This is a genomic window from Lipingzhangella halophila, assembly GCF_014203805.1.
In the GTDB taxonomy this organism is placed as follows: domain Bacteria; phylum Actinomycetota; class Actinomycetes; order Streptosporangiales; family Streptosporangiaceae; genus Lipingzhangella; species Lipingzhangella halophila.
Genome location: NZ_JACHJT010000001.1, coordinates 608381 through 633235, shown reverse-complemented (window position 1 = coordinate 633235; position 24855 = coordinate 608381). Strand labels below are relative to the sequence as shown.

Annotated in this window: 22 protein-coding genes; 10 read left to right on the top strand and 12 right to left on the bottom strand. The window is 69.2% G+C overall.

Features of this window, described 5'->3' with window-relative positions; all coding sequences use genetic code 11:
- Positions 1-85: 85 nt before the first annotated feature.
- Positions 86-1114 (top strand): class II fructose-bisphosphatase, encoded by a 1029-nt coding sequence (glpX, locus tag F4561_RS02955; protein WP_184574527.1) that lies wholly within the window; start codon positions 86-88, stop codon positions 1112-1114.
- A gap of 139 nt (positions 1115-1253) precedes the next feature.
- The gene (locus F4561_RS02950; protein ID WP_184574525.1) at positions 1254-2912 is read left to right on the top strand and encodes a DUF3352 domain-containing protein; all 1659 of its coding nucleotides are present in this window, start codon (positions 1254-1256) and stop codon (positions 2910-2912) included.
- Positions 2913-3119: 207 nt separating this feature from the next.
- Here F4561_RS02950 and F4561_RS02945 read toward each other — a convergent pair whose 3' ends face one another.
- Both F4561_RS02945 and F4561_RS02940 read right to left on the bottom strand, forming a co-directional pair.
- On the bottom strand, positions 3120-3926 hold the full coding sequence (locus F4561_RS02945; protein WP_184574523.1) for an ABC transporter permease: 807 nt from the start codon (positions 3924-3926) through the stop codon (positions 3120-3122).
- Positions 3923-4801 (bottom strand): ABC transporter ATP-binding protein, encoded by an 879-nt coding sequence (locus F4561_RS02940; protein ID WP_376773687.1) that lies wholly within the window; start codon positions 4799-4801, stop codon positions 3923-3925. Before F4561_RS02940 ends, F4561_RS02945 begins: the two co-directional genes overlap by 4 nt.
- A 226-nt stretch (positions 4802-5027) precedes the next feature.
- Between F4561_RS02940 and F4561_RS02935 the strand changes: the two genes are divergently transcribed.
- The 3 genes from F4561_RS02935 to F4561_RS02925 all read left to right on the top strand — a co-directional run bounded on the left by F4561_RS02935 (position 5028) and on the right by F4561_RS02925 (position 8910).
- Positions 5028-5624, top strand: a complete 597-nt coding sequence (locus F4561_RS02935; protein WP_184574519.1) for a DUF1707 SHOCT-like domain-containing protein — start codon at positions 5028-5030, stop codon at positions 5622-5624.
- 82 nt (positions 5625-5706) lie between these two features.
- Positions 5707-7095, top strand: a complete 1389-nt coding sequence (locus F4561_RS02930) for a class II fumarate hydratase (RefSeq protein ID WP_184574517.1) — start codon at positions 5707-5709, stop codon at positions 7093-7095.
- 204 nt (positions 7096-7299) lie between these two features.
- Positions 7300-8910 (top strand): serine/threonine-protein kinase, encoded by a 1611-nt coding sequence (locus F4561_RS02925; RefSeq protein ID WP_184574514.1) that lies wholly within the window; start codon positions 7300-7302, stop codon positions 8908-8910.
- Between the two features lie 115 nt (positions 8911-9025).
- On the opposite strand, the gene F4561_RS02920 is transcribed toward F4561_RS02925, so the two are convergent.
- The 5 genes from F4561_RS02920 to F4561_RS02900 all read right to left on the bottom strand — a co-directional run bounded on the left by F4561_RS02920 (position 9026) and on the right by F4561_RS02900 (position 15097).
- Positions 9026-9658 carry an aggregation-promoting factor C-terminal-like domain-containing protein gene (locus F4561_RS02920; RefSeq protein ID WP_184574512.1) on the bottom strand — a complete coding sequence of 211 codons (633 nt, stop codon included), beginning with the start codon at positions 9656-9658 and terminating at the stop codon, positions 9026-9028.
- Between the two features lie 535 nt (positions 9659-10193).
- The gene (locus F4561_RS02915; protein WP_184574510.1) at positions 10194-11753 is read right to left on the bottom strand and encodes an alkaline phosphatase D family protein; all 1560 of its coding nucleotides are present in this window, start codon (positions 11751-11753) and stop codon (positions 10194-10196) included.
- 184 nt (positions 11754-11937) lie between these two features.
- Complete coding sequence (phoH2, locus tag F4561_RS02910; RefSeq protein ID WP_184574508.1) at positions 11938-13314, bottom strand: RNA 5'-3' helicase PhoH2; 1377 nt, start codon at positions 13312-13314, stop codon at positions 11938-11940.
- 294 nt (positions 13315-13608) lie between these two features.
- Positions 13609-14370 carry an isoprenyl transferase gene (locus F4561_RS02905; RefSeq protein ID WP_184574507.1) on the bottom strand — a complete coding sequence of 254 codons (762 nt, stop codon included), beginning with the start codon at positions 14368-14370 and terminating at the stop codon, positions 13609-13611.
- A gap of 133 nt (positions 14371-14503) precedes the next feature.
- Complete coding sequence (locus F4561_RS02900; protein WP_184574505.1) at positions 14504-15097, bottom strand: RNA polymerase sigma factor; 594 nt, start codon at positions 15095-15097, stop codon at positions 14504-14506.
- 171 nt (positions 15098-15268) lie between these two features.
- On the opposite strand from F4561_RS02900, the gene F4561_RS02895 reads away from it, so the two are divergent.
- Positions 15269-16648, top strand: a complete 1380-nt coding sequence (locus F4561_RS02895; protein WP_184574503.1) for a serine/threonine-protein kinase — start codon at positions 15269-15271, stop codon at positions 16646-16648.
- Positions 16649-16678: 30 nt separating this feature from the next.
- Here the strand turns inward: F4561_RS02895 and F4561_RS02890 are convergent, their stop codons facing one another.
- The 4 genes from F4561_RS02890 to mca all read right to left on the bottom strand — a co-directional run bounded on the left by F4561_RS02890 (position 16679) and on the right by mca (position 20746).
- On the bottom strand, positions 16679-17320 hold the full coding sequence (locus tag F4561_RS02890) for a hypothetical protein (RefSeq protein WP_184574501.1): 642 nt from the start codon (positions 17318-17320) through the stop codon (positions 16679-16681).
- A gap of 210 nt (positions 17321-17530) precedes the next feature.
- Entirely contained in the window at positions 17531-19558 is a 2028-nt protein-coding gene (locus tag F4561_RS02885; RefSeq protein ID WP_184574500.1) for a thioredoxin domain-containing protein, read from the bottom strand.
- Between the two features lie 46 nt (positions 19559-19604).
- Positions 19605-19862, bottom strand: coding sequence for a hypothetical protein (locus F4561_RS02880; RefSeq protein ID WP_184574498.1), 258 nt, complete (start codon positions 19860-19862; stop codon positions 19605-19607).
- A 5-nt stretch (positions 19863-19867) separates the two neighbouring features.
- Positions 19868-20746: a mycothiol conjugate amidase Mca gene (gene mca / locus F4561_RS02875; protein WP_184574496.1), complete on the bottom strand. Its 879-nt coding sequence runs from the start codon at positions 20744-20746 to the stop codon at positions 19868-19870.
- Between the two features lie 159 nt (positions 20747-20905).
- Between mca and F4561_RS02870 the strand changes: the two genes are divergently transcribed.
- The 4 genes from F4561_RS02870 (at position 20906) to F4561_RS02855 (ending at position 23581) form a co-directional block, all read left to right on the top strand.
- Positions 20906-21310, top strand: coding sequence for a DUF4307 domain-containing protein (locus tag F4561_RS02870; protein WP_184574494.1), 405 nt, complete (start codon positions 20906-20908; stop codon positions 21308-21310).
- Between the two features lie 233 nt (positions 21311-21543).
- Complete coding sequence (gene greA, locus F4561_RS02865; RefSeq protein ID WP_184574492.1) at positions 21544-22044, top strand: transcription elongation factor GreA; 501 nt, start codon at positions 21544-21546, stop codon at positions 22042-22044.
- A gap of 172 nt (positions 22045-22216) precedes the next feature.
- The gene (locus tag F4561_RS02860) at positions 22217-22846 is read left to right on the top strand and encodes an RDD family protein (RefSeq protein WP_184574490.1); all 630 of its coding nucleotides are present in this window, start codon (positions 22217-22219) and stop codon (positions 22844-22846) included.
- A gap of 126 nt (positions 22847-22972) precedes the next feature.
- Positions 22973-23581: an RDD family protein gene (locus F4561_RS02855; protein ID WP_184574488.1), complete on the top strand. Its 609-nt coding sequence runs from the start codon at positions 22973-22975 to the stop codon at positions 23579-23581.
- Positions 23582-23602: 21 nt separating this feature from the next.
- Here F4561_RS02855 and F4561_RS02850 read toward each other — a convergent pair whose 3' ends face one another.
- The gene (locus F4561_RS02850; RefSeq protein ID WP_184574486.1) at positions 23603-24763 is read right to left on the bottom strand and encodes an FIST signal transduction protein; all 1161 of its coding nucleotides are present in this window, start codon (positions 24761-24763) and stop codon (positions 23603-23605) included.
- Between the last annotated feature and the right edge of the window lie 92 nt (positions 24764-24855).

Here is a 24855-nt window from a genome sequence, read left to right as displayed (position 1 = left end):
CACCACCGCCCATGCCCGGCGGACCGGGCCCAGGGATCGGCGTGTCCTTTCGACCAGGTACGAAGCCATCTTGGAGATGCCTTTCATGACCACGTCAAGCGTCCCTGCCGCAGAGCATTCCTTCGAGGCCCCCGACCGCAACCTGGCTCTGGAGCTGGTCCGGGTGACCGAGGCCGCTGCGCTCGCGGCGGGCCGCTGGGTCGGCAAAGGCGACAAGAACCGGGCCGACGCCGCCGCTGTGCGCGGCATGCGGCACCTCATCAGCACCGTGACGATGACCGGAACCGTGGTCATCGGTGAGGGCGAGAAGGACGACGCCCCGATGCTCTACAACGGCGAGCGGGTCGGCGACGGCGGCGGCTCGCACTGGGACGTGGCCGTCGACCCCATCGACGGCACCCGGCTGACCGCCAAGGGGATGCCGAACGCGATCTCGGTCATCGCCATGAGCCCGCGCGGTTCCATGTTCGACCCCTCCGCGGTGTTCTACATGGACAAGCTGGCCGCGGGGGCCGCCGCGGCGGACGTGGTGGATATCACCGCCCCGATCGCGGACAACATCAACGCGGTGGCGCGCGCCAAGGGCGGCACCGCGCAGGACGTCACGGTGGTGATCCTGGACCGGCCGCGCCACGAGCACATCGTGCACGAGGTGCGCCAGGCCGGCGCGCGGATCAAGTTCATCACCGATGGCGACGTCGCCGGGGCGATCATGGCGGCCCGCCCCGGCACCGGTGTTGACCTGCTGCTGGGGATCGGTGGGACCCCTGAGGGCATCATCAGCGCCTGCGCCATGAGATGCCTGGGCGGGGTGATCCAGGGCCGGTTGTGGCCAACCGACGACGAGGAGCGGCGCAAGGCGGCGGAGGCCGGCTACGACGTCGACCAGGTACTGACCACAACGGACCTGGTGTCGTCGGACGACGTGTTCTTCGCCGCCACGGGAATCACCGACGGCGAACTGCTTGGCGGTGTTCGCTACGAGGAAGGCCGGGCTATGACGGATTCGCTGGTCATGCGGGGCCGTAGCGGCACGGTCCGAATGATGCACAGCGAGCACCGGCTGACCAAGCTCGCGACCTACAGCGGGATCGACTTCGAGGCGGCGCGCTGAGCCCATTCCGGCGTACCGGAAAAGTAACAGAATACCGCAACCGGAGGCACAGGTCCGGTCACGCTTATTCGGACCTGCGAAATCAGGGATGTGCGGCTTGGTACCTTCGGACCGGTACACGTGTTCCCCCGGAGGTCCGATGTCCTACCCCGATCCCCCGAACCAGCCACCCTGGATGCCCCCGGGCCAGCAGCCCGGCGGGCCGCCACCGCAGGGGATGGCCTACGCGCAGCCGCAGTACGGCGCGCCGCGCAAGCGCCGGACCTGGCTGATCCCAGTCGCCGGTGTGGTAGGCGTCGCGCTCATGGCGTCGACGGTCTGGGCCGCCAACTACGCCATGGACGACCTGTTCGGTGGGCCCCAGCCCGAGACGGCCATGCCGGCTTCGTCGGTGATGTTCGCCAAGCTGGACCTGAAGCCCTCGGGCGGGCAGCTCGCCAACTACGCGCAGTTCGTCAATAAGCTTCCGGACGAGCTGAAGGACGAGGTCGACCCCGAGGCTGACCCGGCCGAGCCGATCTTCGACGACGGTTTCCTCGAGGACACCGGCCTCAACTACGAGGACGACATCGAACCGTGGTTCGGCCAGCGGTTCGGGGCCGCCGCGTGGCCCGCCGAGGACGAGGAGGCGGCGGCCGACGAGTCCGGCATGGCGTTCGCGGTCACGCTGGCCGTGGAGGACGAGGAGGCCGCCGACGCCGCCCTCAGCGACCTCTCAAGCGAGTTCGAGGAGTTCCATTACGACTTCTACGAGGACTTCGCCGTCCTCTCCAACACCAGTGCGGCGCTCGACGAGCACGCCGCGCTGCTGGAGGACGGCTCGCTGGCCGACGAGGACACCTTCACCAGCGACATGGACTCGGTGGGCAGCGACAGCCTCGCCGCTGCGTGGCTCGACCTCGACGGCTTCTCCGATCTGGCCGAAGACGAAAGCGGAAGCAGCCCTCCCAGCACCGATCCCTTCGACGACCCGTACAGCGACCCGAGCGACCCGTTCAGCGATCCCGGCGACCCCTACAGCGACCCGAGCGACCCGTTCGGGGGCCCCTCGCTCACCCCCGGCACCGGGTTCGAGGAGGCCAGCGGCCGCATGGCCATGGCCCTGAAGATCGAGTCCGACTACGTCGAGCTGCGCGGCGACATGTTCGAGGTCACGGTCGACGGCGTGTCCATGTCCGACTACGAGGTGGACGACCCCGGGATCGGCGTCCTCGGTGAACTGCCCGACGACACCGTAATGGCCGCGGGTGGCAACAACCTCGAGCAGTGGGTGACGCAGGCCTACGAGGCCGACCCCGAGGCGTTCGACGAGGGCGGCCTCACCGACGGGATGGAGGAGCTCGGGGCCGCGCCGCCCGAGGGCTTCGCCGACCTGCTCGGGACTCAGACCGCGTTCGGGATCACCGACTTCGACGGGATGCTCGGCGGCGAGTCCTTCAGCGCGGACCCGTCATACCAATACCGGGCCACCGGCGCCGACGAGGCCATCCTGGAGGACCTGGTCACGCAGATGAGCGAGGGCAGCTACGGCTCGTCCCCGGGCGTCGACAGCGACGGCGACACCGCTGTCGTCTCCTACGGCAGCACCGGAACCGGAAAGCTCGCCGACGACGAGGTGTACCAGCAGACCATGCAGGACATGGAGGGCGCCACTGTGGGCTTCTACCTCGACGCTCGTGCGATCGCCGAGGACTCGGGCACGGAAGGCGCCGACCAGTACGGCGGAGTCGGCGGCTCGATGAGCCTCGACGGCGACAACGCGTCCCTCCAGGCCCGCTGGGCTCCCACCGGCGGCTAGCGTCCGGCGGATACCCGCATCCTTGCGGGCGGCAATGAGGGCCCGCAAGGATGCGGCAATGGGGCGAAGCGAGCACTGCGAGCGAGCCAGCTTGCCGCCGCAGCTATGCTCAGCGGCAAGCTGGCACCTCTCGCTGCGCTCGGAGGGGCCCCATTGCCGCACCTCTCGGGTAGGCCCCACCGCCCGTGGGCCCCGTCGCCCCGCTTGTCAGTTGATCAGCCGGCGCCGCATCTGCAGGACGGCCAGGCACCACACGATGGCGACGAACGCCAGGATCGCGGCGAAGTGCCCGATTCCGGCCAGCGGGTCGAGGCCGAACGCGGTGCCGCGGACCAGCTCGACGCAGTGGTAGAGCGGATTGATCTTCGCCGCCACCTGGGCCCACGCCGGGAGCGTGTCGACCGGGAAGAACGTTCCGGCGATCAGGAACAGCGGTGTGATGACCCCGGAGATGATGTAGTCCATCGTCTTGATCGACGGCACCACCGCCGACATCCAGATGCCCGTCAGCGCGAAGCCGAATCCCGTGGTGAACGCCACAATCGGCACGAGCAGCATCGCCGGTTGCGGCGGCAGCCCGAAGCCGATCGCCACGACCAGCGGCGCGCAGCCGTAGACGCCGGCCTTGACGGCGATCCAGCTCGCCTCGCCGGTGACCAGCTCCCGAACGTCGACCGGAGCGGCCAGCATGCCTTCGTAGGTGTGCTGGAAGACCCGGCGGACGTAGGTGTCGATGAGCCCCGGGAACATCGAGGTGAACAGCACCGACATGGCCACGATGCCGGTGCCGAGGAAATGAATGTAGTCGTGCCCGCCGATGGCGCCCACCAGGGACCCAAGGCCGACGCCGAACGCGAGCAGCATGATCACGGGCTCGGCGACCGCCGCGAACGTGGTGGGTTTCCAGCTCCGGCGATACAGCGCCCATTCGCGGGCGAGGACCCCGGCCACCGGGGCGAACTCGAACCGCCCGGGCGGCGACTGCGTGGCGCGGGCGGTGGTCTGCGTGGTCATTCGACTCTCTCCCCGGTGAGGGTCACGAAGACGTCCTCAAGGTTGCTGGGGCGGACGTTGCCGTGGCCCAAGGTCTCGCGTAGGTCGCCGGGCAGCTCCTCGGCGCGCAGCACGGCCAGGCTCGCGCCGGTGCGGCGGGTGACCATCCCGGCCGCCTGCGCAACGCGCTCGACCTCTGCTGGCCCGCCGGGGCCAATAGGGAACTCCTCGACGGTCTTGCCGGCGTAATCGGCGATGAGGTCGCCGGGCGCTCCGGTGGTCACGACCCTGCCGTTGGCCATGAGCGCGGCAACGTCGGCGAGGCGTTCGGCCTCCTCGATGTAGTGCGTGGACATCAGCACCGTGACGCCGTGGTCGCGCAGGTCGGTGACGAGGCTCCACAGCTCCTGGCGGACCTGGGGGTCGAGCCCCACGGTGGGCTCGTCCAGCAGCACCATCCGGGGCTGGTGCACCAGGGCCCGCGCGATGAGCAGCCGGCGGCGCATCCCACCGGACAGCTTGTCGGCCCGGGTGGTGCGCCGGTCCTCCAGGTGGGCGATGCGTAGGCCGCGGTTGACCGCCTCGGCGCGCTCGCGCCGGGGAACCCGGTAGAGGTGGCAGAACACCTCCAGGTTCTCGGCGACGGTGAGCTCCTCATCGAGGTTGTCGTGCTGCGGGACGACTCCCATCGCGGCGCGGGCGCGTTTGGACTCGCGCGGCACACGATGGCCAAGCACCGTGATCTGGCCGGAGTCGGCGCGGGTCTGCGCGGTGAGCATCCGCATCATGGTGGACTTGCCCGCGCCGTTCGGGCCGAGCAAGCCGAGCACGATCCCGGACGGGACATCGAGATCGAGCCCGTCGACCGCCGCTATGGACCCGAAACGCTTCACCACCGACCGCAGCACGATCGCCGGGGGATCTCCCTCGGCCACGTCGTCACTGCTCTCTTCGATCCGGGACGAGGTCATGCGTTCACGCTATGGGGGTCCCGGGCGTTTCTCCACCAAATTTTCTCCGGCACAGGGCCGGGCGCGGCGCGCGCCAGGGCGACCGCCGCGTCGTGCCCGGTCCCGTGCCCGTCGGGTCGGAAAGTGCCTGGAACACCGATAACGTGGCCCCGTGAACGAGGGTGTCTCGCCGGCCCGGTTCCGGGCCGGCAACGTTGATCGGGAACGCGTCATCGACGCGCTGCGGTCCGCGGTCGAGGACGGCCGGTTGGACCTCGCCGAGTTCGAGGAGCGCGCGAACCGCGTCTACAGCGCCCGCACACTGGGCGAACTGCCCCCCGTCACCGAGGACCTGCTGCCCGCGGCCGCCCAGCCGATCCAGTTGCGCAGGGAGCCGGTGACGGCGTTGTTCAGCAACGACGCCCGCGGCGGCCGGTGGGTGGTGCCCGACGCGCTACCGGTGATCGCCGCCTTCGGCACCGCCGAACTCGACCTGCGCACCGCCCTGCTGGTCCGCGAGCACACCACCGTGTACGCCTCCGCTGTGTTCGGACGGATCAACGTCGAGGTCCCCGAAGGCGTGGAGGTCCGGGTACGCGGCTGGTCGTTCCTCGGCGGGCGCCGCGCGACGGTGCGCCGTCCCCAACGGGAGAACGCGCCGGTCCTGGAGTTCCGGGGGTTCTCGCTGTTCGGCTCGCTTCGTGTACGGGCCCCCAAGCGGCGGCGCGCCTGGCTGCCGTGGCGCCGCCAGCGGAAGGAACTCGGCTAGCCGAGCGGCATGGCCGCGTGCGCTCCCCGATCAGGGGTCTGGCAGGCTTGGTCCCACATTTTGCTGGAGGTGTCTTTCTTCGATGAGTGAATTCCGCGTCGAGCACGACTCGATGGGTGAGGTGCGGGTACCCGCCGACGCCAAATGGCGGGCGCAGACACAGCGCGCCGTGGAGAATTTCCCGATCTCGGGCCAGGGCCTGGAGGACGCGCACGTCGCCGCTCTCGGGCACATCAAGGCCGCTGCCGCGAAGGTCAACGGCGAGCTGGGAGTGATCCCGGACAACCTCGCCACCGCCGTTCGCGAAGCGGCCGCGGAGGTCGCCGAGGGCCGGTGGAACGCCGAGTTCCCGATCGACGTCTTCCAGACCGGTTCGGGCACGTCGAGCAACATGAACGCCAATGAGGTCGTCGCGACCCTGGCCACCGAGCGCTCCGGCGCGGACGTGCACCCCAACGACCACGTCAACGCTTCGCAGTCGTCCAACGACGTCTTCCCGTCCTCGATCCACATCGCCGCGACCTCGGCGGTCGTGAACGACCTGGTCCCGGCGCTGCGGCATCTTGAGGAGCAGCTCACCCGCAAGTCGGAGGAGTTCGCGACCGTCGTCAAGAGCGGGCGCACCCACCTGATGGACGCCACCCCGGTCACACTGGGCCAGGAGTTCGCGGGCTACGCGGCCCAGGTGCGCCACGGCGTGGAACGGGTGGAGTCGGCACTGCCGCGCGTCGCCGAGCTGCCGCTGGGCGGGACCGCCGTCGGTACCGGCATCAACACGCCCGAGGGCTTCGCCGCGCGGGTCATCGCCGAGATCGCGCGGGCCACCGGACTTCCGCTGACCGAGGCGCGCGACCACTTCGAGGCGCAGGGCGCACGCGACGGCCTGGTCGAGCTGTCGGGCCAGCTGCGGACCATCGCGGTCGGGTTCGCCAAGATCGCCAACGACATCCGGTGGATGGGGTCCGGACCGCGCACCGGCCTGACCGAGATCATGCTGCCCGACCTGCAGCCCGGCTCCTCGATCATGCCCGGCAAGGTGAACCCGGTGCTGTGCGAGACCATGCTTCAGGTGTCCTCCCAGGTGGTGGGGAACGACGCGGCGGTCGCCTTCGGCGGTGCGTCGGGCAATTTCGAGCTCAACGTGCAGCTCCCGATGATCGCCCGCAACACACTGGAGTCGATCCGGCTGCTCAGCAATGTCGCGCGGGTCTTCGCCGACCGGTGCGTCGCCGGTATCGAGGCCAACGAGGAGCGCTGCACGGAGTACGCGGAGGGCTCGCCGTCCATCGTTACGCCACTGAATCGTTACATTGGCTACGAGGAAGCCGCCAAGGTCGCCAAGCAGGCCCTGGCCGAGCGCCGGACCATCCGCCAGGTCGTCCTGGACCGGGGCTACGTCTCCACCGGCAAGCTCACCGAAGCCCAGCTCGACGAGGCTCTGGACGTCCTGCGGATGACCAACTCGCAGTAGGCGGGAACGCGCGGGACGTGGCCGGCACCCACCGGGTGCCGGCCACGACGTGTTGGGTCCCTGTCCGGGCCCGGCCACTACCGCTTTCCTCTCCCGGTCACGATAGTTAGTAACCTTCTGACGACTCTCGTAGGCTCACTGTGGTGAGGTCGCCGCAGATGTCGGTGGCGCCCGCCCTACCCCCACCGTGAAAGGCAACGCGCAATGACCTCCGGATCGGACACCCGGGTCGTGGCCGGCCGCTACCAGATCCAGCGTCAGCTCGGTCGCGGCGGAATGGGCGTCGTGTGGCAGGCGTGGGACCCCGAGCTGGAACGCGAGGTCGCGATCAAGGAGGTCCTCCTCCCGGAGGAGCTCACCCCCGACGAGCGCAGGGAGATGCACTTCCGCACCCGGCGCGAGGCGCGGTCCGCGGCCAAGCTCAGCCACCCGTCGATCATCACCATCCACGACGTCCTCGACTTCGAGGACCACCCGTGGATCGTGATGGAGCTGGTCGACGGCAAGCCGCTGGACAAGATGCTGAAGGAGTCCGGTCCGTTGCCGCCCGAGCGGGTCGCCACCATCGCGAAGGCCCTGCTCGACTCGCTGCTGCTGGCGCACTCCAAGGGGGTCATCCACCGCGACATCAAGCCCGGCAACGTCATGCTCACCGACAACGAGCGGGTGATCCTGACCGACTTCGGCATCGCCACCATCGACGGCGAGACCACCATCACCCGCACCGGCGCACTCATCGGCTCCCCGGAGTACATGGCCCCGGAGCGGTTGCAGCAGGAGAGCTCGGACGCACCCTCCGACATATGGAGCCTGGGTGTGACGCTCTTCGCCGCAACCGAGGGCCAATCGCCGTTCAAGCGCGAGACCGTGACGGCGTCGATCTCGGCCGTCCTGTCGGCGCCCATCCCGCCGCCGCAGCGCGCCGGCCCTCTCACACCGCTCCTCATGGGCATGCTCGATCGCGACCCCGCGCGCCGGCTCGCGGCGCCGCAGGCCGCGCAACTACTCACAGCGTCAATGCCGACCCAGGCCATGGGCCCGCCCTCGGGGACGAACCCCTCCCTTGCCCCCACAGCCGGGATGCCCCCGCCCACGCAGTACCCGCCCGGACACCAACCACCGCCCCAGCAGTACCCGCCCGGACAACAACCGCCACCCCAGCAGTACCCGCCGCACGCCGGGCAACCCGGGCCGAACGGGCCAGTCGACCCCAATGGGCCGCCGTCCGGCTCCGCGGCGGCGGGCGGGAACAATAAGCGCAAGGTCTACATGGTGGCGGGGGCCATCGCTGCCGCGCTGGTGCTGGGCGTGGCCTCAGCGGCGTGGGCGGCCACCCGGCCGGAGACCAGCGAGTACCAGTTGTACGGCTCCGGTGACTACAGCTTCGAGTACCCGGTGGACTGGGACGTCAGCGAGGACGACGACGGGCGCGCCACCGCCTCGCATCCCGATTCCCGCGAGGAGATCTCGTTCGTCGTCGACAGTTACGAACCCGAACGGACCAATCCCAGGACTGAGATCGAGGAGAAGTCCGAGGGCGAATGGGAGACCACCGACTGGGACGGCTACGAGATGGAGGACCTGCAACGGACCCAGCAGGACTACCTTCCCGACCGTTGGAAGGCGGCGACCTGGGTGTTCCGCTACACGAACGATGATCGGGACCACCCGAACCGGTACTCCGTGCGGCACCAGGTCCACGTCGAGAGCGACTGGGACGATACGGCGGTCTGGCTGCGGTGGGACCTGCCCGAGGGCCAGGAAACCGAGTACCAGGACGTCATCGAGCACGTGAACCGCTCACTGCGCCCGTAGCACGGCTGTGGGAGCGGGTGGCGCGCCCCCGGCGTGCGGGACGAACCCGGACATGCGATGAACGGGGCGGGTCCGCGGTCGCGGACCCGCCCCGTTCCGGACGGTCTGGGAGGAGTCAGTACCAGCCGTTGGCCTGCGAGTGGCTCCATGCCTCGCAGGGAGAGCCGTACCGGTCCTCGATGTAGCCCAGCCCCCACTTGATCTGGGTGGTGGGGTTGGTCTGCCAGTCAGAGCCCTCAGTGGCCATCTTGCTTCCGGGTAGCGCCTGCGGGATCCCGTAGGCCCCGGAGCTGGGGTTCTCGGCTGAGGGGTCCCACCCGCTCTCCTTCTCCCAGAGCGGTTCGAGGCAGTCGAACTCGCCGCTCCACCCGTAGTCCCCAAGCAGCGCCTGGGCGGTGGCCTTGGGATCCCCCGTGGGGATGTCGGATCCGTCGCCCGAGCTCTCCTCTTCCTCCTCCTCTTCCTCTTCTTCCTCCTCGGTCGTGCTCTGCGCAGCGGATCCGGCCGCGGCGTTGGCCTGGTCGCGCTGCTCGCGAAGCTCCTTGAGCTCGTCCTTGGTAAGAGTCTCGGCCTCGGCGAAGAAGTCCTCGTCGGACTCGGCCTCGTTGCCGGGCGTCGCTGCCGACGCCGCTTGCTCGGGGTCCATGCCGCTGTCGGCGAAGGCGGACACGGCGAACGTCGCACCGGCGACCATCGCCGCCGAACCGACCGCTGTGGCGACCCGCAGCGAGATCCGGTTGAGTAGCAAACAAACGCCCTTTCGTCAGTCGCGCGCCAAATGGCACACGAGCGACCTGAGCCCCGGGTTCACGGGTGATTTCTCGGGATTGAGCGACGAATCTGGCAGGGAGCGGCAGAGTCCGCTCTCGTCGCTGGAGAGTCACGCGTGCGGGATAACGGGAGTCAGGGGTCGATATCCACCGCACGCGCCCCGGGGGCTCCTTCTGGAACGGTCCCACACTGCCGCACCATCACAAGCCAGTAACACCATTTCGTTCGTGACGTGAGTCACATCACGCTTGGCACTCAGGTTACTTGTACTTGACCTGCTGGTCTGTACGCAATGTCACCAAAAAAAGAACGTGTGGCGAACGTAATGTACCCGGGGATTCCCCGTCGCAACGGACACTGTGGGCTTTTCCGGGATATCCAGGTCGGGCGCCGCCGGGGTTCTGAGGGTCCGGAGGTGGGGCGTCCGCGAGTGGCGAAGCCGACCGGGGCGCCACACCGGAGGTGCCCGAAGGTTCCCGGCTTCCAGGCGCCCGAGAACCAAACAGCACTACCTACTCTCGGCCTTCCGGGGTCAGCGTGCGCGACCACAGTGAGTCGCCGTTGGCGTCGCGCAGGTGGACGGTGAGCTCCTTGCTCCGCCGGTCGATCTCGACCTCGCCGAAGTGCTGGAAGCCGTCGAGCGGCGACGTGTTGGCTTCAGGCGGGCTGTTCTCGAAGACCACCTCGGGCCCGAAGGTGGGGTCGAGCTCGTTCGGGCCGAACGCGCCCGCGTGCAGAGGGCCGGAGACGAACTCCCAGAACGGGGTGAACTCGCGACTGCTCGCGCGCTCCGGGGAGTAGCGGTGCGCGGCGGTGTAGTGCACATCGGCCGTCACCCAGACGACGTCGCGCGCGCCGCGCCGGTGCAGGTCGTGCAGGACCCCGTCGATCTCTGCCTCGCGGCTGAGCGGCTCGCCCGGCTCTCCGTTGGCGACCGCCTCGATGTTGTCGTCGGCGTCGGAGACCACCAGCCCCAGCGGCATGTCGGAGGCGATCACCTTCCAGGTCGCGCTGGACGCCGACACCTGGTTCACCAGCCAGCGCGCCTGGGTCTCGCCGAGGACACGCTCGAAGGGGGCGTCGCCGGGCGAGTTGGGATCCCGGTAGGGCCGCATGTCGATGACGAAGATGTCCAGGTCGGGGCCGTAGGAGAGCTTGCGGTAGATCCGGCCGTCGACGGCCTCGGCGGGGACAATGGGCGTCCACTCGTGGAACGCCCGGTGCGCCCGCTTGGCGAGGACATCGATGTCGGTCTCGGTGTAGCGGTCATCGTCCAGGACCTGGCCCGGGTACCAGTTGTTGACCACCTCGTGGTCGTCCCACTGCACGATCTGCGGCACCCGGGCGGCGAACCCGCGCAGCGCGTCGTCCAGCAGGTTGTAGGCGAACTGCCCGCGGAACTCCCCCAGCGTCTGGGCGACCGCCGCCTTCTCGTCCGTCAGCACGTTCTTCCACACCCGGCCATCGGGCAGTGTGACGTTCTCCTCCAACGGGACGTCCGAGTAGCAGACGTCGCCGCTGTGCACGAAGAAGTCGGGCTCGCGGTCGGCCATCGCGTTGAAGACCGGCATCCCGCCGATCTCGGGGTTGATCCCCCAGCCCTGGCCGGCGACGTCGCCGGAGAACACGAACCGGATCGTGTCATCGTCCGGTCCGCCGGCCGTGCGGAAGCCGCCTTCGAGGACCTCGCTGGTGTGCTTGCCGCGTTCGGCGTGCACCCGCAGGTGCACCTCCTGGCCCGGGTCGAGCCCGGTGACGCGGACCCGGCCCGTGCCGTCGTTGTTCGGCGTGAGCTGCGGGCCGCGGACCGTGCGCGAGTCGCGGAAGTCCGGGCGGTCACTGACCTCGACGATCATCCGCGAGGCCCGGTCGGCCCGCGTCCAGACCACGGCCCCGTCGGTGCGGGGATCGCCAAGCTGGATGCCGTGTGTGAGAACCGGGCGGTTTCTGCCCTGGGCCAGAGCGGGCCCGGACCCGCCGGCGCCCAGAATGGTGGCCCCGGCGCCCGCGGCGCCCAGGCGGAACAGGGAACGGCGCGACAGACCGTCGCGGGGTGAAGGGGGCACTCGCATGGGGGTCTTCTCCTCGTCCGGAGGGGGATGCTCGCCCAGGGCTTTCTATCGTGCGCCCACATCCCTCTTTCGAACTCGGGACAACGCCGGTGTGAACACCCCCACCGCCGGTCGCGGCCATCGTGCTCCCTGGTGCGCTCGGGAGGGAACGCGCTTCGCACGACCGGCGGGAGGGGGTGCCGGATCAGCCTTCGAGCATCTCGGTGACGAGTGCCGCGACGGGTGAGCGCTCCGATCGGGTGAGCGTGACGTGCGAGAAGAGCGGGTGTCCCTTGAGCTTCTCGATCACGGCCGCCACTCCGTCGTGCCGGCCGACGCGGAGGTTGTCGCGCTGGGCGACGTCGTGCGTGAGCACCACGCGCGAGTTCGTGCCCAGGCGCGACAGCACTGTGAGCAGCACGCCGCGCTCCAGAGACTGGGCCTCGTCGACGATCACGAACGCGTCGTGCAGCGACCGTCCGCGGATGTGGGTGAGCGGGAGGACCTCCAGCATCCCCCGGTCAACGACCTCGTCAATGACGTCCTTGCTGGTCAGCGCGGAGAGCGTGTCGTGCACGGCCTGGGACCACGGCGACATCTTCTCGTTCTCGCTGCCGGGGAGGTACCCGAGGTCCTGGCCGCCGACCGCGTACAGCGGACGGAAGACCATGACCTTGCGGTGGTGGCCGCGCTCCAGGACCGCTTCGAGTCCGGCGCACAGGGCGAGCGCCGATTTGCCGGTGCCCGCGCGGCCCCCCATGGACACGATGCCGACGTCGGGGTCGGTGAGCAGGTCCAGGGCGATGCGCTGCTCGGCGCTGCGGCCGTGCAGCCCGAAGACATCGCGGTCGCCCTTGACGACCTTCACCGATTTGTCGGGCTGTACCCGCCCCAACGCCTTCCCGCGCTCGGACACCAGCACCAGTCCGGTGTGGCAGGGGAGATCCCGTGCTGCCTCGATGTCGGTCGAGCCGTGCTCGAACAGCTCGGAAATCTCGTGCGCGGGGACGTCGAGCTCGGCCATACCCGTCCACCCGTGCTCGATCGCGAGCTCGGCACGGTACTCGTCAGAGGCCAGGCCGATGGAGGACGCCTTGATCCGCATCGGCAGGTCCTTGCTGACCAGCACGACTTCCCCCGTTTCCACATCCTCCCCCTCGGGAGCGTTGTCGCGCGCCGCCTGCAGCGTGCGCGCGACCGTGAGGATCCGGGTGTCGTTGTCACCGTGCCGGAAACCCGCGGGCAGAATCGACGGATCGCTGTGGTTCAGCTCCACCCGCAGCATTCCACCCTGCTCGTTGACCGGGACGTCGGCGTCGAGGCTGCCGTTGGCGACCCGGAGATCGTCCAACCTGCGCAGTGCCTCGCGTGCGAAGTAGCCGAGGTCGGGGTGGTACCGCTTGCTCTCGAGCTCGGTGATGACGACGATGGGTAGGACCACCTCGTGCTCGGCGAACCGGGTGATCGCCGCTGGGTCGGCCAGCAGGACGCTGGTGTCGAGCACGTAGGTTCGCCGCTCACCCGAGCCCGTCGAGACGACGGGCGGTGTGAGGTCGCGGCGGTAGGTCGAGGAACTAGGCACTCGTTCTCCCCTTGGGCACCCTGGGGGCGCCCTAGACTCACGGGAATACCAAGGACCGGGTCCAGCCCCAGAGGGCCGGGACCGGCCCTCGTATCGCTGAGTTCCTTAACTGACCAGGACCTCAATGAGTCGGGGCCTCCCGGGTGGAGGAGTACGCACCATCCACCGGTAACGACGGTACCCGGCTGCCCCAAAAGAGCAAGGCCCACGACCCGCTCATCGGGTGAACTCCCGGTTACCGCGCGCGCCCCTGCCGGGGACGGCGAGGGGTCGGGCGCGGTAGGGGGTGTGGGCTCAGGTGCCGAACCGTCGGTTGCGTGCGCCGTAGGCGCGGAGCGCGCGCAGGAAGTCCACCCTGCGGAACGCAGGCCAGAAGACCTCGCAGAAGTAGAACTCCGAGTGCGCGCTCTGCCAGAGCAGGAAGCCCGAGAGCCGCTGCTCCCCCGAGGTTCGGATGAGCAGATCCGGGTCGGGCTGACCACGCGTGTAGAGATGCTCTGCGATGTGCTCCGAGTCGAGGCACTCGGCGAGCTCCTCGATACCGGTGCCCTTCGCGGCCTCCGCATAGAGCAGGGCCCGCACCGCATCGGCGATCTCACGCCTACCGCCGTACCCGACAGCAACGTTCACAATCAGCCCGGAACCCTCGGATGTGGCCGCGCCGGCCTCCTTCATCAGCCGGGCGGTGGAGTCGGGCAGCAGGTCGAGGGCGCCCATGGGGTTGACGGTCCATCCCTCGTTGCGGAGCCGGGTCACCGTCTCCTCGATGATCCGCAGCAGGGGTTCGAGTTCCTCCCGGGGGCGCGTGAGGTTGTCGGTCGACAGCAGCCACAGGGTGACCACCTGCACACCGATCTCGTTGCACCAGCCCAGGAGCTCGAAGATCTTCTCGGCTCCCGCCTGGTGCCCCAGCTTGACGTTGGTGAAACCGCTGGTCTTGGCCCAGCGGCGGTTCCCATCGAGAATGACGCCCACGTGACGCGGAATGTCGAAGCTGCCGAGCTGGCGCTCCAGCCGACGCTCGTACAACCAGTAAAGGGGGTCACGCAGCCCCATGAAACGCTACCTTTCGCCGCCGTAGAGGGAGAAGAGCCGCTCTGAGTGTCCCCGCTGAGGACAGACCCCGGCCCGACCGCGGCGTGCCTGCATCGAAGCTGAAGACGCACCCAGCTTAGGGCGCCCACGCGCGTTACGTCACGGCAAGCGACTTGCGTACGTGCTTGCGCCCCTGATGAATCCGGGACTTTACGGTGCCCAGAGCAAGATCAAGTTCCGCGGCGATCTCACCGTAGTCCATTTGGCACAGATCACGAAGTACCACGGGTGCCACCAGGTTGGGATACTCCTGCTCAAGCCGGTCCAGTGCCTCAAGCAAGTCGATCCGGGACCCGGCGATGACGCTGGTGGTGCGCGGGTCGCGCTGGTTCGGGATCCGCTCGGACTCGGTCGGGTACTCCGCGGAGCGCCGCTTCATGGACCGGTAGGTCTGCCGCGCCGAGTTCGACACCACCGTGTACAGCCAGGTGGAGAACCGCGAGTCGCCCTTGAAGCTGCCGATCTTGCGGGCGACGCGCAGCAGCGCGTCCTGGCAGGCCTCCTCCGCGTCCTGTCGGTAGGGCAGGAAGCGGCTGCACCGCCGGAGCACGTCGGGCTGGATCCGCCGCAGCAACTCCTCAAGGGCCGCACTGTCGCCGTCGCGGGCTTGGCGGGCCAGCTCCTCAAGATTCTCGTCGACGTTCGAGGCCGCTTTCCGGACGCCCTGACCCTCCTCGGGTGTGCCCATACCTTTCGTCCCTCCCCGCTTCATGCGGTCCTACCATTTGTTGTTACACGCTTAGCCCTGGCTACGAGGTTCACATACGATTCTGACGCGTAGGGAACTGCCCGCAATCCCGGGAATCACTCGGGACGCAGCCGAATGTTTGCCCGGCTCGGTAATGGTTAGGCACCACCTGTGACACAACCGGAGACCTTTGGTCGATACCGCGTCGTTCGCCACCTGGGCTCCGGATCGTTCGCGACTGTCTGGCTCGCCCACGACGACCGGCTGGACACCCCCGTGGCGGTCAAGGTCCTCGCCGAAAACTGGACGCACCAGCTCGACGTGCAGGAACGCTTCCTGGAGGAGGCGCGAATCCTGCGGCAGGCCGATTCCACCTGGCTTGTCCGGGTTCATGACCTCGACGTGCTCTCCGACGAGCGACCTTACATGGTCATGACGTACGCCGACCAAGGAAGTGTCGCCGATCTGGTGGCCAAGGGGCCGCTGCCGCTCGACGAAGCACTCCGGTTGTTGACCGAAATCGGCCAAGGTGTCACGGTTCTGCATCGGCACGGAACGATTCACCGCGACATCAAGCCGTCCAACGTGCTGCTGCAGTCCTCCCCGGTGGGGCAGCGCGTCCTCGTAGCGGACCTCGGGTTCGCCAAGAGTATCGACCAGGCGTCGGGCTTCACCGCCGCCGCCGGCACCCCGGGCTACATGTCACCGGAGCAGAGCGCGGTGGGGGGCGACATCGACATCCGCGCCGACGTCTACTCGCTCGGCGCCGTCGCCTACGAGCTGGTCACCGGGCGCCGTCCGCCGTCACCGCCGATCCGCGTCCGCCCGCGGCAGCTCCGACCGGGCATCCCGCCGGCACTCGACGAGCTGATCATGTCCTCGCTCGCTGAGGACCGCGACGAGCGCCCGCGTGACGCCACCATCTTCACCCAGCGGGTCCGCGCCATCCGGATGGCTCCCGACCTCGTCTCGGCGGTCCCCTGGTGGCTGCGCCACCAGCCCGCGTGGGCGCGCGCCTGCATCGGCATCGTGGCCGCGCTCCTGCTCCTGGCCGGGTTCGCGCCCTCGGCCGCGCAGCCGAACATGTCCTTCACCCGGGTGCCCGACGCCACCGGTGAGATCAGCGTGAACGTGCCCCAGGCGTGGGCGCGGCAGGTGCAGGCCAGCGGATGGTCACCGCGCGAGCTGGGACAGACCGGCGGCCAGCAGCCGGGACTGCTGGTCACCACGGACGTCGAGCGCTGGCGCGACGCCGATTCCCCGCCCTCCGGCATCTTCGCCGGGCTGCTGCGCGGCCCTTCAAGCGCCCAGATAGACCAGATCATTGACGGGGCGCCGTGCGCTTCCCCATCGGTGGCGCGCCAGATCTCCTCGGAGCGCTGGTCCGGACAGATGCGGCAGTGGAACGACTGCCCCGGATCGTTCACCGCGGCGGTGCTGCGCCCGACCGATGGCAGCTACACGCTGTACCTGGAGATCCGCCAGCACGACTACCAGCCGCACATCATCGAGCAGATCATCGACGGCGCGCGCTTCGAGGGAGCAGCCTAGTGGGTGACGGAGTCCCCTCGAGGGCTGGCGTCAGTTCACATAGCCCGAGAGGTCCAGGGAACGCACGACCTGGTCGTACTCGTCCGCCGACACGTCATCGACCATGGCTGCGACACCGAACTCCAGGTCAGCCTCGGGTATGTACCAGATCCGGCTGCCGAAACGGGCACCGTCGGCACAGGTGAGGCTCCACTCGCCAACCTCGACACGTTCCCCGCTCACAACGGTGAACGACCCGCGGTCGGTGGACTGCGCCAGGATCGGTTGGGTTTCCGGCCCGTCGCTCGACGGGCACTTGGTCTCGGGCCGCCACCAGCCATCGGCGGCGTCGAGCTGCTCGCCCTCGCTGTCGATGTAGCCGTTCGCCGCGGCGCCGATCCGGATCCGGAGTGCGGCCGTGGGGCAACTGGGCCCCTGCGGGGCGCTCGTCTCGGAAACCTTGACTCCCGGAGGTGTGAGGCAGTCCCCGGAGACCCGCGCCTGCCAACCACTCGGCAACACGACGTTGATGCCGTTGAAGTCGTGGAGCGTGTCGCCGTCTTCGAGGCGGTACCCGTCGCTGGCGGACGCGGCGGGGTGCGCGATGCCCGGCATGACGTCAGTCTGCCCGGAGCACGCCGCCAACAGGGCCAGGCTGAGCACGAGCGGCCCGCAGAAAACCCGGACGCTCATGCCCACCTCCTCGCTCGCCCCGCAAGTATCCCCTATCAGGTCGGGCTGTTCGGAATCGTTTCTGGTTCGCGACCTCTAAGACGGCGGTTTCCGCGCCAACCGGAACACGCGCCGCGAAGTGTTGCGGCAACCGCCGGCCCCCACCGGGGCGCACCCGTCAGGTGGCTCCAGCAGGAGTGCCGGCCGCTCGCCAGCCCAGAGCGGGAATTCCTAGCCGCGTACGCCGGCGAGGCGCTCGCGCAGTGCGTCGGGCGTGGTCACCGGGAGGTCGCAGGTGAACCCCTGGCACACGTAGGCGGCCGGTGCCCCCTCGACGAGGGGGCGCTCCTCCAACAGCGGGATGCCCTCTTGGCCGGTTCCGTCTCCCAGGGTGAGCGCGGTCCCCGCGGGAGCGGACAGCAACGCGGTGCGGTGCAGCTCCGCCGTTCCCGGCGCTCCCTCGGGACCCACGATCGCGACCTCCAGCGGCCCCGTGAGCAGGGTTTCGGCGACGGTCAAGCCCCACCCGGCGAACCTGGGCGCCTTGCGCGCCAGCGTGGTCGCGGGCGCCAGTGCCGCCTCGGCGGCCTCGCGGTGCCGCGGCGAACCGGTCAACCCGCCGTAGGTGAGCAGCGCGCCGGCCGCGGCGAACTGGCCGGACGGGGTCACGTTGTCCGTGGGGTCCTGGGGGCGGCTGAACAGCTCCTCCGCGTCGTCAGCGGTGTCGTAGAACCCGCCCTTGCCGTCGGGGAAGCGCTCCAGCACCACATCCAGCAGCCGGCCGGCCACCGGCACCCACTCCGGTTCGCCGGTGACCGCGTGCAGCGCGAGCAGTCCCTCGGCGACATCGGCGTAGTCCTCCAGAACGCCGGCGCTCTCGCCCACTCTCCCGTCGCGCGAGGTGCGGCGCATCCGGCCGTCGACCTCGTGCACCTCGACCAGCAGCCGGGCCGCCGCACGGGCATGCTCGACCAGATCGGGCCGGTCGAACAGGGCGCCCGCCTCGGCCAGGCCGGCGATCGCGAGGCCGTTCCAGGCGGCCACCACCTTGTCGTCGCGCTCGGGTGGGACGCGCTCGTCGCGGGCGGCCAGCAACGCCGTGCGCACCCGCTCGTAGCGCTCCCTGTCGTCGGGGTCAGCGCGAAGCTGCAGCACCGAGGTGCCTCCCTCGAAGCTGCCGGACTCGGTGACCCCGAACAGCCGCGCGGCCCACGCTCCGTCGTCCGCGCCGAGGACCTCGCTCAACTGGGCCGGGGTCCAGACGTAGTAGCGCCCCTCCTCGCCTTCGCTGTCGGCGTCGAGGGCGGACGCGAAGCCGCCCTCGGGGGTGCGGAGTCCGCGGACCATCCAGTCGGCGGTCTCCAGCGCCACCCGGCGGGCGAGGTCGTCGCCGGTGGCCCGCCACAACCGGGTGTAGGCCCGGACGAGTTGGGCGTTGTCGTAGAGCATCTTCTCGAAGTGCGGCACGACCCACTCGGCGTCCACGGAGTAGCGGGCGAAGCCCCCGCCGATCTGGTCGTACATGCCACCGCGGGCCATGGCCCCGGCCGTGCCGCTGGCCATGTCGAGCGCGTCGCGGTCCTCGGCGGCCTGCCCGCTGCCGCCCCCTTGGCGCTCGCTCCGTGCGTGCTGGCTGACCAGGAAGGACAGCACCATGGACGGCGGGAACTTGGGCGCGCCGCCGAATCCGCCGTTCACCGCGTCGTACTCGCGGCCCAGCTCACGCACGGCCGCGTCGAGCTCATCCGCGCCGGGCGGGCCGTCGCCGGCCAGCGACCGCGGCGCGCTGAGCGCCTCGACAACGCGGCCGCCCTGCTCCAGGACGCCGTCGCGTTCCTGCTCCCAGGCGCGGCCCACGCCCTGCAGCAGGCGCTGGAACTGCGCGCGGGGGAAGTACGTGCCGCAGTAGAAAGGCGCGCCGCCAGGGGTGAGGAACACCGTCATGGGCCACCCCCCTTGGCCGGTCATGGCCTGGGTGGCTTCCATGTACACGGCGTCGACATCGGGGCGTTCCTCGCGGTCGACCTTGATGTTCACGAACCCCGTGTTCATCATCCGCGCGGTCGCCTCGTCCTCGAAGGACTCGTGCGCCATCACGTGGCACCAGTGGCAGGCCGAGTAGCCGACCGACAGCAGGACGGGGACGTCCCGCCGCCGCGCCTCGTCGAACGCGGCCTCGCACCACGGGTACCAGTCGACCGGGTTCTCGGCGTGCTGCAGCAGGTAGGGACTGGTGGCGTCGGCGAGACGGTTGCTCATGCCCCCACTCTGCCCGAGCGTGGCGGCGCGACACACATCGGCGGCCTCAGGAGCTGCCGTTGCTCTCGCGTTCCTCCGTGGTCACGCCGGGGTCCGGGGGACCGGCGGACTCCCCGGGCTCCGCGCCCGCCGCCTTGTCCTCGCCGAACTCCTTGCCGCGCACCGTTTGAAGCTTGCCGAGCATGCTCTTCATCAGGAAGTACAGGACAAACCCGATCAGCGCCACGACGATGAAGCCGAGCACACCCGGTGTGACGGTCTCGGGGGGGATCTGGCTGTCGGCGAGGACCAGCGTGGGGCTCATACCCCTCATACTCCCACCGTCTCGCGCACGCCCGCGAAGAGGTCACGCTCGGGAAGCTCGGTGTCGACCAGGGAACGGGCGAGGTGGTAGTCCTCGTACGGCCATGCCTCGCTCTGCGCCTCCAACGGCGTGGCGAACCAGAAACCGTTGGGGTCGATCTGGGTGGCGTGCGCGATCAGCGCGCGGTCGCGCGTCTCGAAGTAGTCGTCGCACTTCACCTGGGTGGTGATCTCCCACTGCGGCCAGTTGCGTTCCTTCATCCGTTCCATCCACCCGGCGAAGGGGTTCTCCAGCCCCCGCTTTTCCATGGCCTCGGCGATGGCCTGGAAGCGGGCGGGCGGGAACGAGACGTGGTAGTAGAGCTTGAACGGTTGCCAGGGTGTACCCGAGTCGGGGTAGCGCGCGGGGTCGGCCGCGGCGTCGAAAGCCTCGATGGAGACCTTGTTCGTCATGATGTGGTCGGGATGCGGGTAGCCGCCGTTGTCGTCGTAGGTGGTCACGACATGCGGACGGAACGACCGCATGGACCGGACCAGGGGTTCGGCGGCGACGTCGAGGGGCTGCTGGGCGAAGCAGCCCTCGGGTAGCGGCGGCAGCGGGTCGCCCTCAGGCAGGCCGGAGTCGACGAACCCGCTGAACTCCTGGTGCACGCCCAGGATCTGGCGGGCCTCCGCCATCTCCTTGCGGCGCACCTCGGCGATGTTCTCCCGGATCTCCGGCCGGTCCATCGCCGGGTTCAGGATGGAGCCGCGCTCACCACCGGTGAGCGTGACGACGAGCACTTCCGCGCCCTCGTTGACGTAGCGCGCCATGGTGGCCGCGCCCTTACTGGACTCATCATCGGGATGGGCATGGACGGCCATCAGCCGCAAGCGCTCAGACAATGGAGTAGTCCCCTTGGGTAGTCATGAAAGCCGACATCAACCAGCTCCAGCGTGACCTGCGCACGTTCCTTGGTGGGGGCGTTGCGTAGGGGCGGAGCGAGGGCGCCTCGGAACAGGGCTATCTTAGACAACGTAGTTCCGTCGTTCGGAGATTCCCGCATGCCCGCACCACCGCCCGACACCACACCTGAGCCCTCTGCCAAGGGCGGGCGCCGTTACGGGAACACGCCGGTCATATTCGTCATCGGCCTCCTGGTCGCGGCCGTCTTCACCGTGGGCTGGGGGTACGCGCTGATGAACTACAGTGGAAACAGCGGGCTGCAGTACCAGACGATCGCGTGGCGGGTCGTCTCCGAGAATGAGGCGACGGTCACGTTCGAGGTCAGCGGAAACGAACCCGCGCAGTGCGTGGTCCTCGCGAAGGACGATCGCCATGTCGAAGTCGGCCAGACGAACGTCAAGGTCGCGCCTGGTAACAGGAACCTCACCACATCGGTCGAGACGGTTCGTGAGGCTTCGACGGTAGAAGTGGCCTCTTGCAGGGAACAAGGTTCTGCAAAGTAGGACCACCGACCCGTTGAGAGGCTGGACAACCGGCGTCCACCGAACCGAGATCCCGACCAACCGGGTGGGCCCCGACCGACCCCCTGTCCACACCCCGAGCCAAACCTCCGGGTGTCTATGCTGCAGAGCGGGGTTTCGCGGCCCTGTCGCCCGTGTGGCTCGGTGATAATCTCGTAAGTTCAACTGCGGCCGGTGTATGGCCCGTAGTCGCTCGATAGACCAAGGGAGTTCCCGTGACCGAGACCCGCGATGACAACGTCACCTGGCTCACCCAGGAGGCGTATGACCGGCTCCAGGCAGAGCTGGAGCACCTGTCGGGGCCTGGTCGCATCGAGATCGCCGACAAGATCGAAGCCGCCCGCGACGAGGGTGACCTCAAGGAGAACGGCGGGTACCACGCCGCCAAGGAGGAGCAGGGCAAGATCGAGGCCCGGATTACCCAGCTCCAGAACATCCTCCAGAACGCGCGCGTGGGCGATGCTCCCCGCGCGGCAGGAACCGTCGGCCCCGGTATGACCGTGACCATCAAGTTCGAGGGCGACGACGAGGAGATCACCTTCCTGCTCGCCTCCCGCGAGGAGAGCGGCGCGCCGATCGATGTCTACTCTCCCAAGTCACCACTTGGCAGCGCGATCAGCGGGAAGAAGATCGGCGAGACGACCAGTTATACCCTGCCGAACGGGAAGAGCCTGTCCGTCGAGATCATCGACGCCGTTCCCTACGGCGGGGCGTAACCCGCCCCAAGGTCCGTCGAATGGGGTGGCCGGCGGCCACCCCATTCGACGTTGGGGGCGGGTGGCCGCGATCACTCGGGCGCCGCGGGAAGTCCGGTGCGCGTCCGGACGGCATCATGCGGCAGAATGCCGTTCGGCTCCCCGCGTATCCCTGACCCCGAGGATGGTGCCCATGTACCCGCCTGGCCAGCCCTACCCCCAGCAACCCGGGTATCCGGTCCAGGGGCCCAGCCCCTACGCCGGGCAGGCCCCCTACGGTCCGCCAATGGCGCACGGCGGGTACCAGGGGTACCAGTACGCTCCACCGGGCTATGCCGGCGGCTACGCCGTCCCGGAGCTCGCGAGCTGGGGGCGGCGGTTCGGTGGCTACCTGATCGACTACCTGGTGCAGATGGTGATCGCCGCGGCCGTCTTCGGGGCCGGGATTGCGCTCGCGTTCGGCGCCTGGGAGCTGGTGGACCCGAACGGTGCCGGCGGCCAGGACCCCCCGGCGATATTCTTCATCCTGTTCGTGCTCAGCTACCTGGCCGTTGGCGTGGCCACGTTCTGCTACCGGTGGCTGCCGCATGCCAATTCGGGAAAGACGCTGGGCAAGCGCGCCGTCGGAATCCGGCTCATCAAGGAGACCACCGGCCAGTCCGTGGGCAAGGGCGCCTCGGCCGGCCGCGAGCTGGTCCTCATCGCGCTCAGCTCCGCGACCTGCGGAGTCGGCATTCTCCTCGACGGCCTGTGGCCGCTGTGGGACGACAAGAACCAGACCCTGCACGACAAGGCGGTCAGCGGCATCGTCATCCGGGAGTGACCACTGGCCAAGCGCCCCGCGGATACTGCGTTGGGGCGGCGGTGAACCACGGCTCCCGCCGCGGGATCGTACGGCACGATCGCCAATCAGATCCGCGACCCGCTATGCGACCCGAGGACGACGCCCATGTACCCGCCCGGCCAGCCCTACCCCCAGTACCCCGGTTACCCGGCGCAGGCCCCGTACCCCTACCCCAGCCAGGGCGGATACCCCTGGCCAGTAGCGCACGACGGGTACCCGTACGGCGCGTACCAGGGCTACTACGGCTACGTCCCCTACACCGGCCCGGAGCTCGCGGGCTATGGCCGGCGCGCGGTGAGCTACCTGGTCGACCTCGTGATCACGGTGGTGCTCGGAACACTCTGCGTGACTGCCTGGGTCGCGGTCATGACGCAGGTCGAGGCCGCGTACAGCGGGGAACCCCCTGTGTGGACCATCCTGCTGATGCTCCTCGTATACCCGTTGTCGTTCGCCGTGGTCTTCCTGTACCGGTGGCTGCCGCACGCCGGATCCGGCAAGACACTGGGCAAGCGGCTCGCGGGCATCCGGCTCGTCAAGGAGACCACCGGCCAGTCCGTGGGCAAGGGCGCCTCGGCCGGCCGTGAGCTGATCTACTTCGCGGTCGCCTACATGACGTGTATCGGTATCTTCATCGACCTGCTGTGGCCGCTGTGGGACGACAAGAACCAGACCCTGCACGACAAGGCGATCAGTGGAATCGTCATCCGCGACTGACCGCCGGCCGGGACGGGCCCCTCACTCCTGGAACGCGAGCAGGCACGCGGTGAAGCTGTGCAGGTGGTTGCGCCCGGCCACCGGCCCGATCTCGCCGGCGGCGAAGAAGCCCGACACGGTGTTGATCCCGAGGGACTGCCGGACGGCGCGCACGTCGTGGTCGGCGGTCGAGAACATTGACGCGCCGCGCCCGTTGCAGGAGAACAGCAGGGCCGCCGAGGCGCGGCCCGAGGTGTCCTCGCCGAACATCCGCAGCCGTTCGAGCAGGTCGGTGTCGGCGGACTCGTGGTCGCGCACCTGGAACCGCACGGTCTGGCCGACCTCGATCATCTCGCTGATGGTCAGCGCCCCCAGCTCGGGCTCGGCCCCCACAACGGAGCGCACCAGGAAGTCGCCGCGCTCGTGCCGGTCGGCGTACTCGTCCATGGCGATGCCGATGTGCAGCCCCTCCCCCGCGAGCTCCTGCTCCTCGGGCGGGAGCGCGTTGACGAGCCCTTCGAGCTTCTCGTAGGCGGACGCCCCGGCGAGCTCCAGGATCACGTTCCCCTCGGCCTTGGTGACGGCCATGGACGGCCCGACCGGCCGGCAACCCTGGCTCACCACGGTTCCCAGAACGCTGTCGCCGCCCAGCAGCAGCCCCACGGCGCCGCTGTCGCTGACGCCGCCGTCGAGGAACAGCCGCACCGAGTCCTGCCCCCGCATGCCGTCGGCGAGGCCCCCGACGACCGGCAGCCCGCCGAGCGCCGCGGTCGAGCGCTCCACGAACGACTGCGCCGGGAACTCGTACGGGTTCACCAGCAGCAGCGCGGCCCGGTCGTCGGGACCGGGCTCCTGCATGCCCACGACCGCCAGATGGTCGCCCTCGGGAATCACGTCGAGCTGGAACGGGGTGATCGTGACCTCGGGCAGCTCGGCAGCCCAAACGCTGACGCCGCCCTGCTGCTCGACACCGCGGGCGCCCCCGATGACCCCTGTTGAGCTGCAGCCAACCGCCACCGCCCCGTCGGACAGCGCCATGACGCGATCGCCTGCGAGGGTCACCTCCTCGGGATCGGCTCCGCAGACGAAGAAGCACACGAGGTCGGCCGGGCCGTCCAGCGGCTCCAGCGCCTGCAGGGCCGCCCGCTCGGCCGCACTCACGAGGTCGGCGCCCGTCGCCAGAGCTTCGCCGAACCTGGCCACTCGTTGCCCCCTCACATCACGGGTCGGACTGCTCCTACCGGGACCATACTCCCAACTCCCAGAGGTGAAACCTTCCCGGATCCCGGCGTATT

Coding starts and splice junctions, on each gene's coding strand:
- F4561_RS02905 (WP_184574507.1), bottom strand. CDS start 14,370: ATGGGGCTGCGTGACCCCCTTTACTGGTTGTACGAGCGTCGGCTGGAG.
- F4561_RS02890 (WP_184574501.1), bottom strand. CDS start 17,320: ATGAGCGTCCGGGTTTTCTGCGGGCCGCTCGTGCTCAGCCTGGCCCTG.
- F4561_RS02950 (WP_184574525.1), top strand. CDS start 1,254: ATGTCCTACCCCGATCCCCCGAACCAGCCACCCTGGATGCCCCCGGGC.
- glpX (WP_184574527.1), top strand. CDS start 86: ATGACCACGTCAAGCGTCCCTGCCGCAGAGCATTCCTTCGAGGCCCCC.
- F4561_RS02945 (WP_184574523.1), bottom strand. CDS start 3,926: ATGACCACGCAGACCACCGCCCGCGCCACGCAGTCGCCGCCCGGGCGG.
- F4561_RS02930 (WP_184574517.1), top strand. CDS start 5,707: ATGAGTGAATTCCGCGTCGAGCACGACTCGATGGGTGAGGTGCGGGTA.
- F4561_RS02855 (WP_184574488.1), top strand. CDS start 22,973: ATGTACCCGCCCGGCCAGCCCTACCCCCAGTACCCCGGTTACCCGGCG.
- F4561_RS02870 (WP_184574494.1), top strand. CDS start 20,906: ATGCCCGCACCACCGCCCGACACCACACCTGAGCCCTCTGCCAAGGGC.
- F4561_RS02915 (WP_184574510.1), bottom strand. CDS start 11,753: ATGCGAGTGCCCCCTTCACCCCGCGACGGTCTGTCGCGCCGTTCCCTG.
- F4561_RS02900 (WP_184574505.1), bottom strand. CDS start 15,097: ATGGGCACACCCGAGGAGGGTCAGGGCGTCCGGAAAGCGGCCTCGAAC.
- F4561_RS02885 (WP_184574500.1), bottom strand. CDS start 19,558: ATGAGCAACCGTCTCGCCGACGCCACCAGTCCCTACCTGCTGCAGCAC.
- F4561_RS02880 (WP_184574498.1), bottom strand. CDS start 19,862: ATGAGCCCCACGCTGGTCCTCGCCGACAGCCAGATCCCCCCCGAGACC.
- F4561_RS02860 (WP_184574490.1), top strand. CDS start 22,217: ATGTACCCGCCTGGCCAGCCCTACCCCCAGCAACCCGGGTATCCGGTC.
- F4561_RS02925 (WP_184574514.1), top strand. CDS start 7,300: ATGACCTCCGGATCGGACACCCGGGTCGTGGCCGGCCGCTACCAGATC.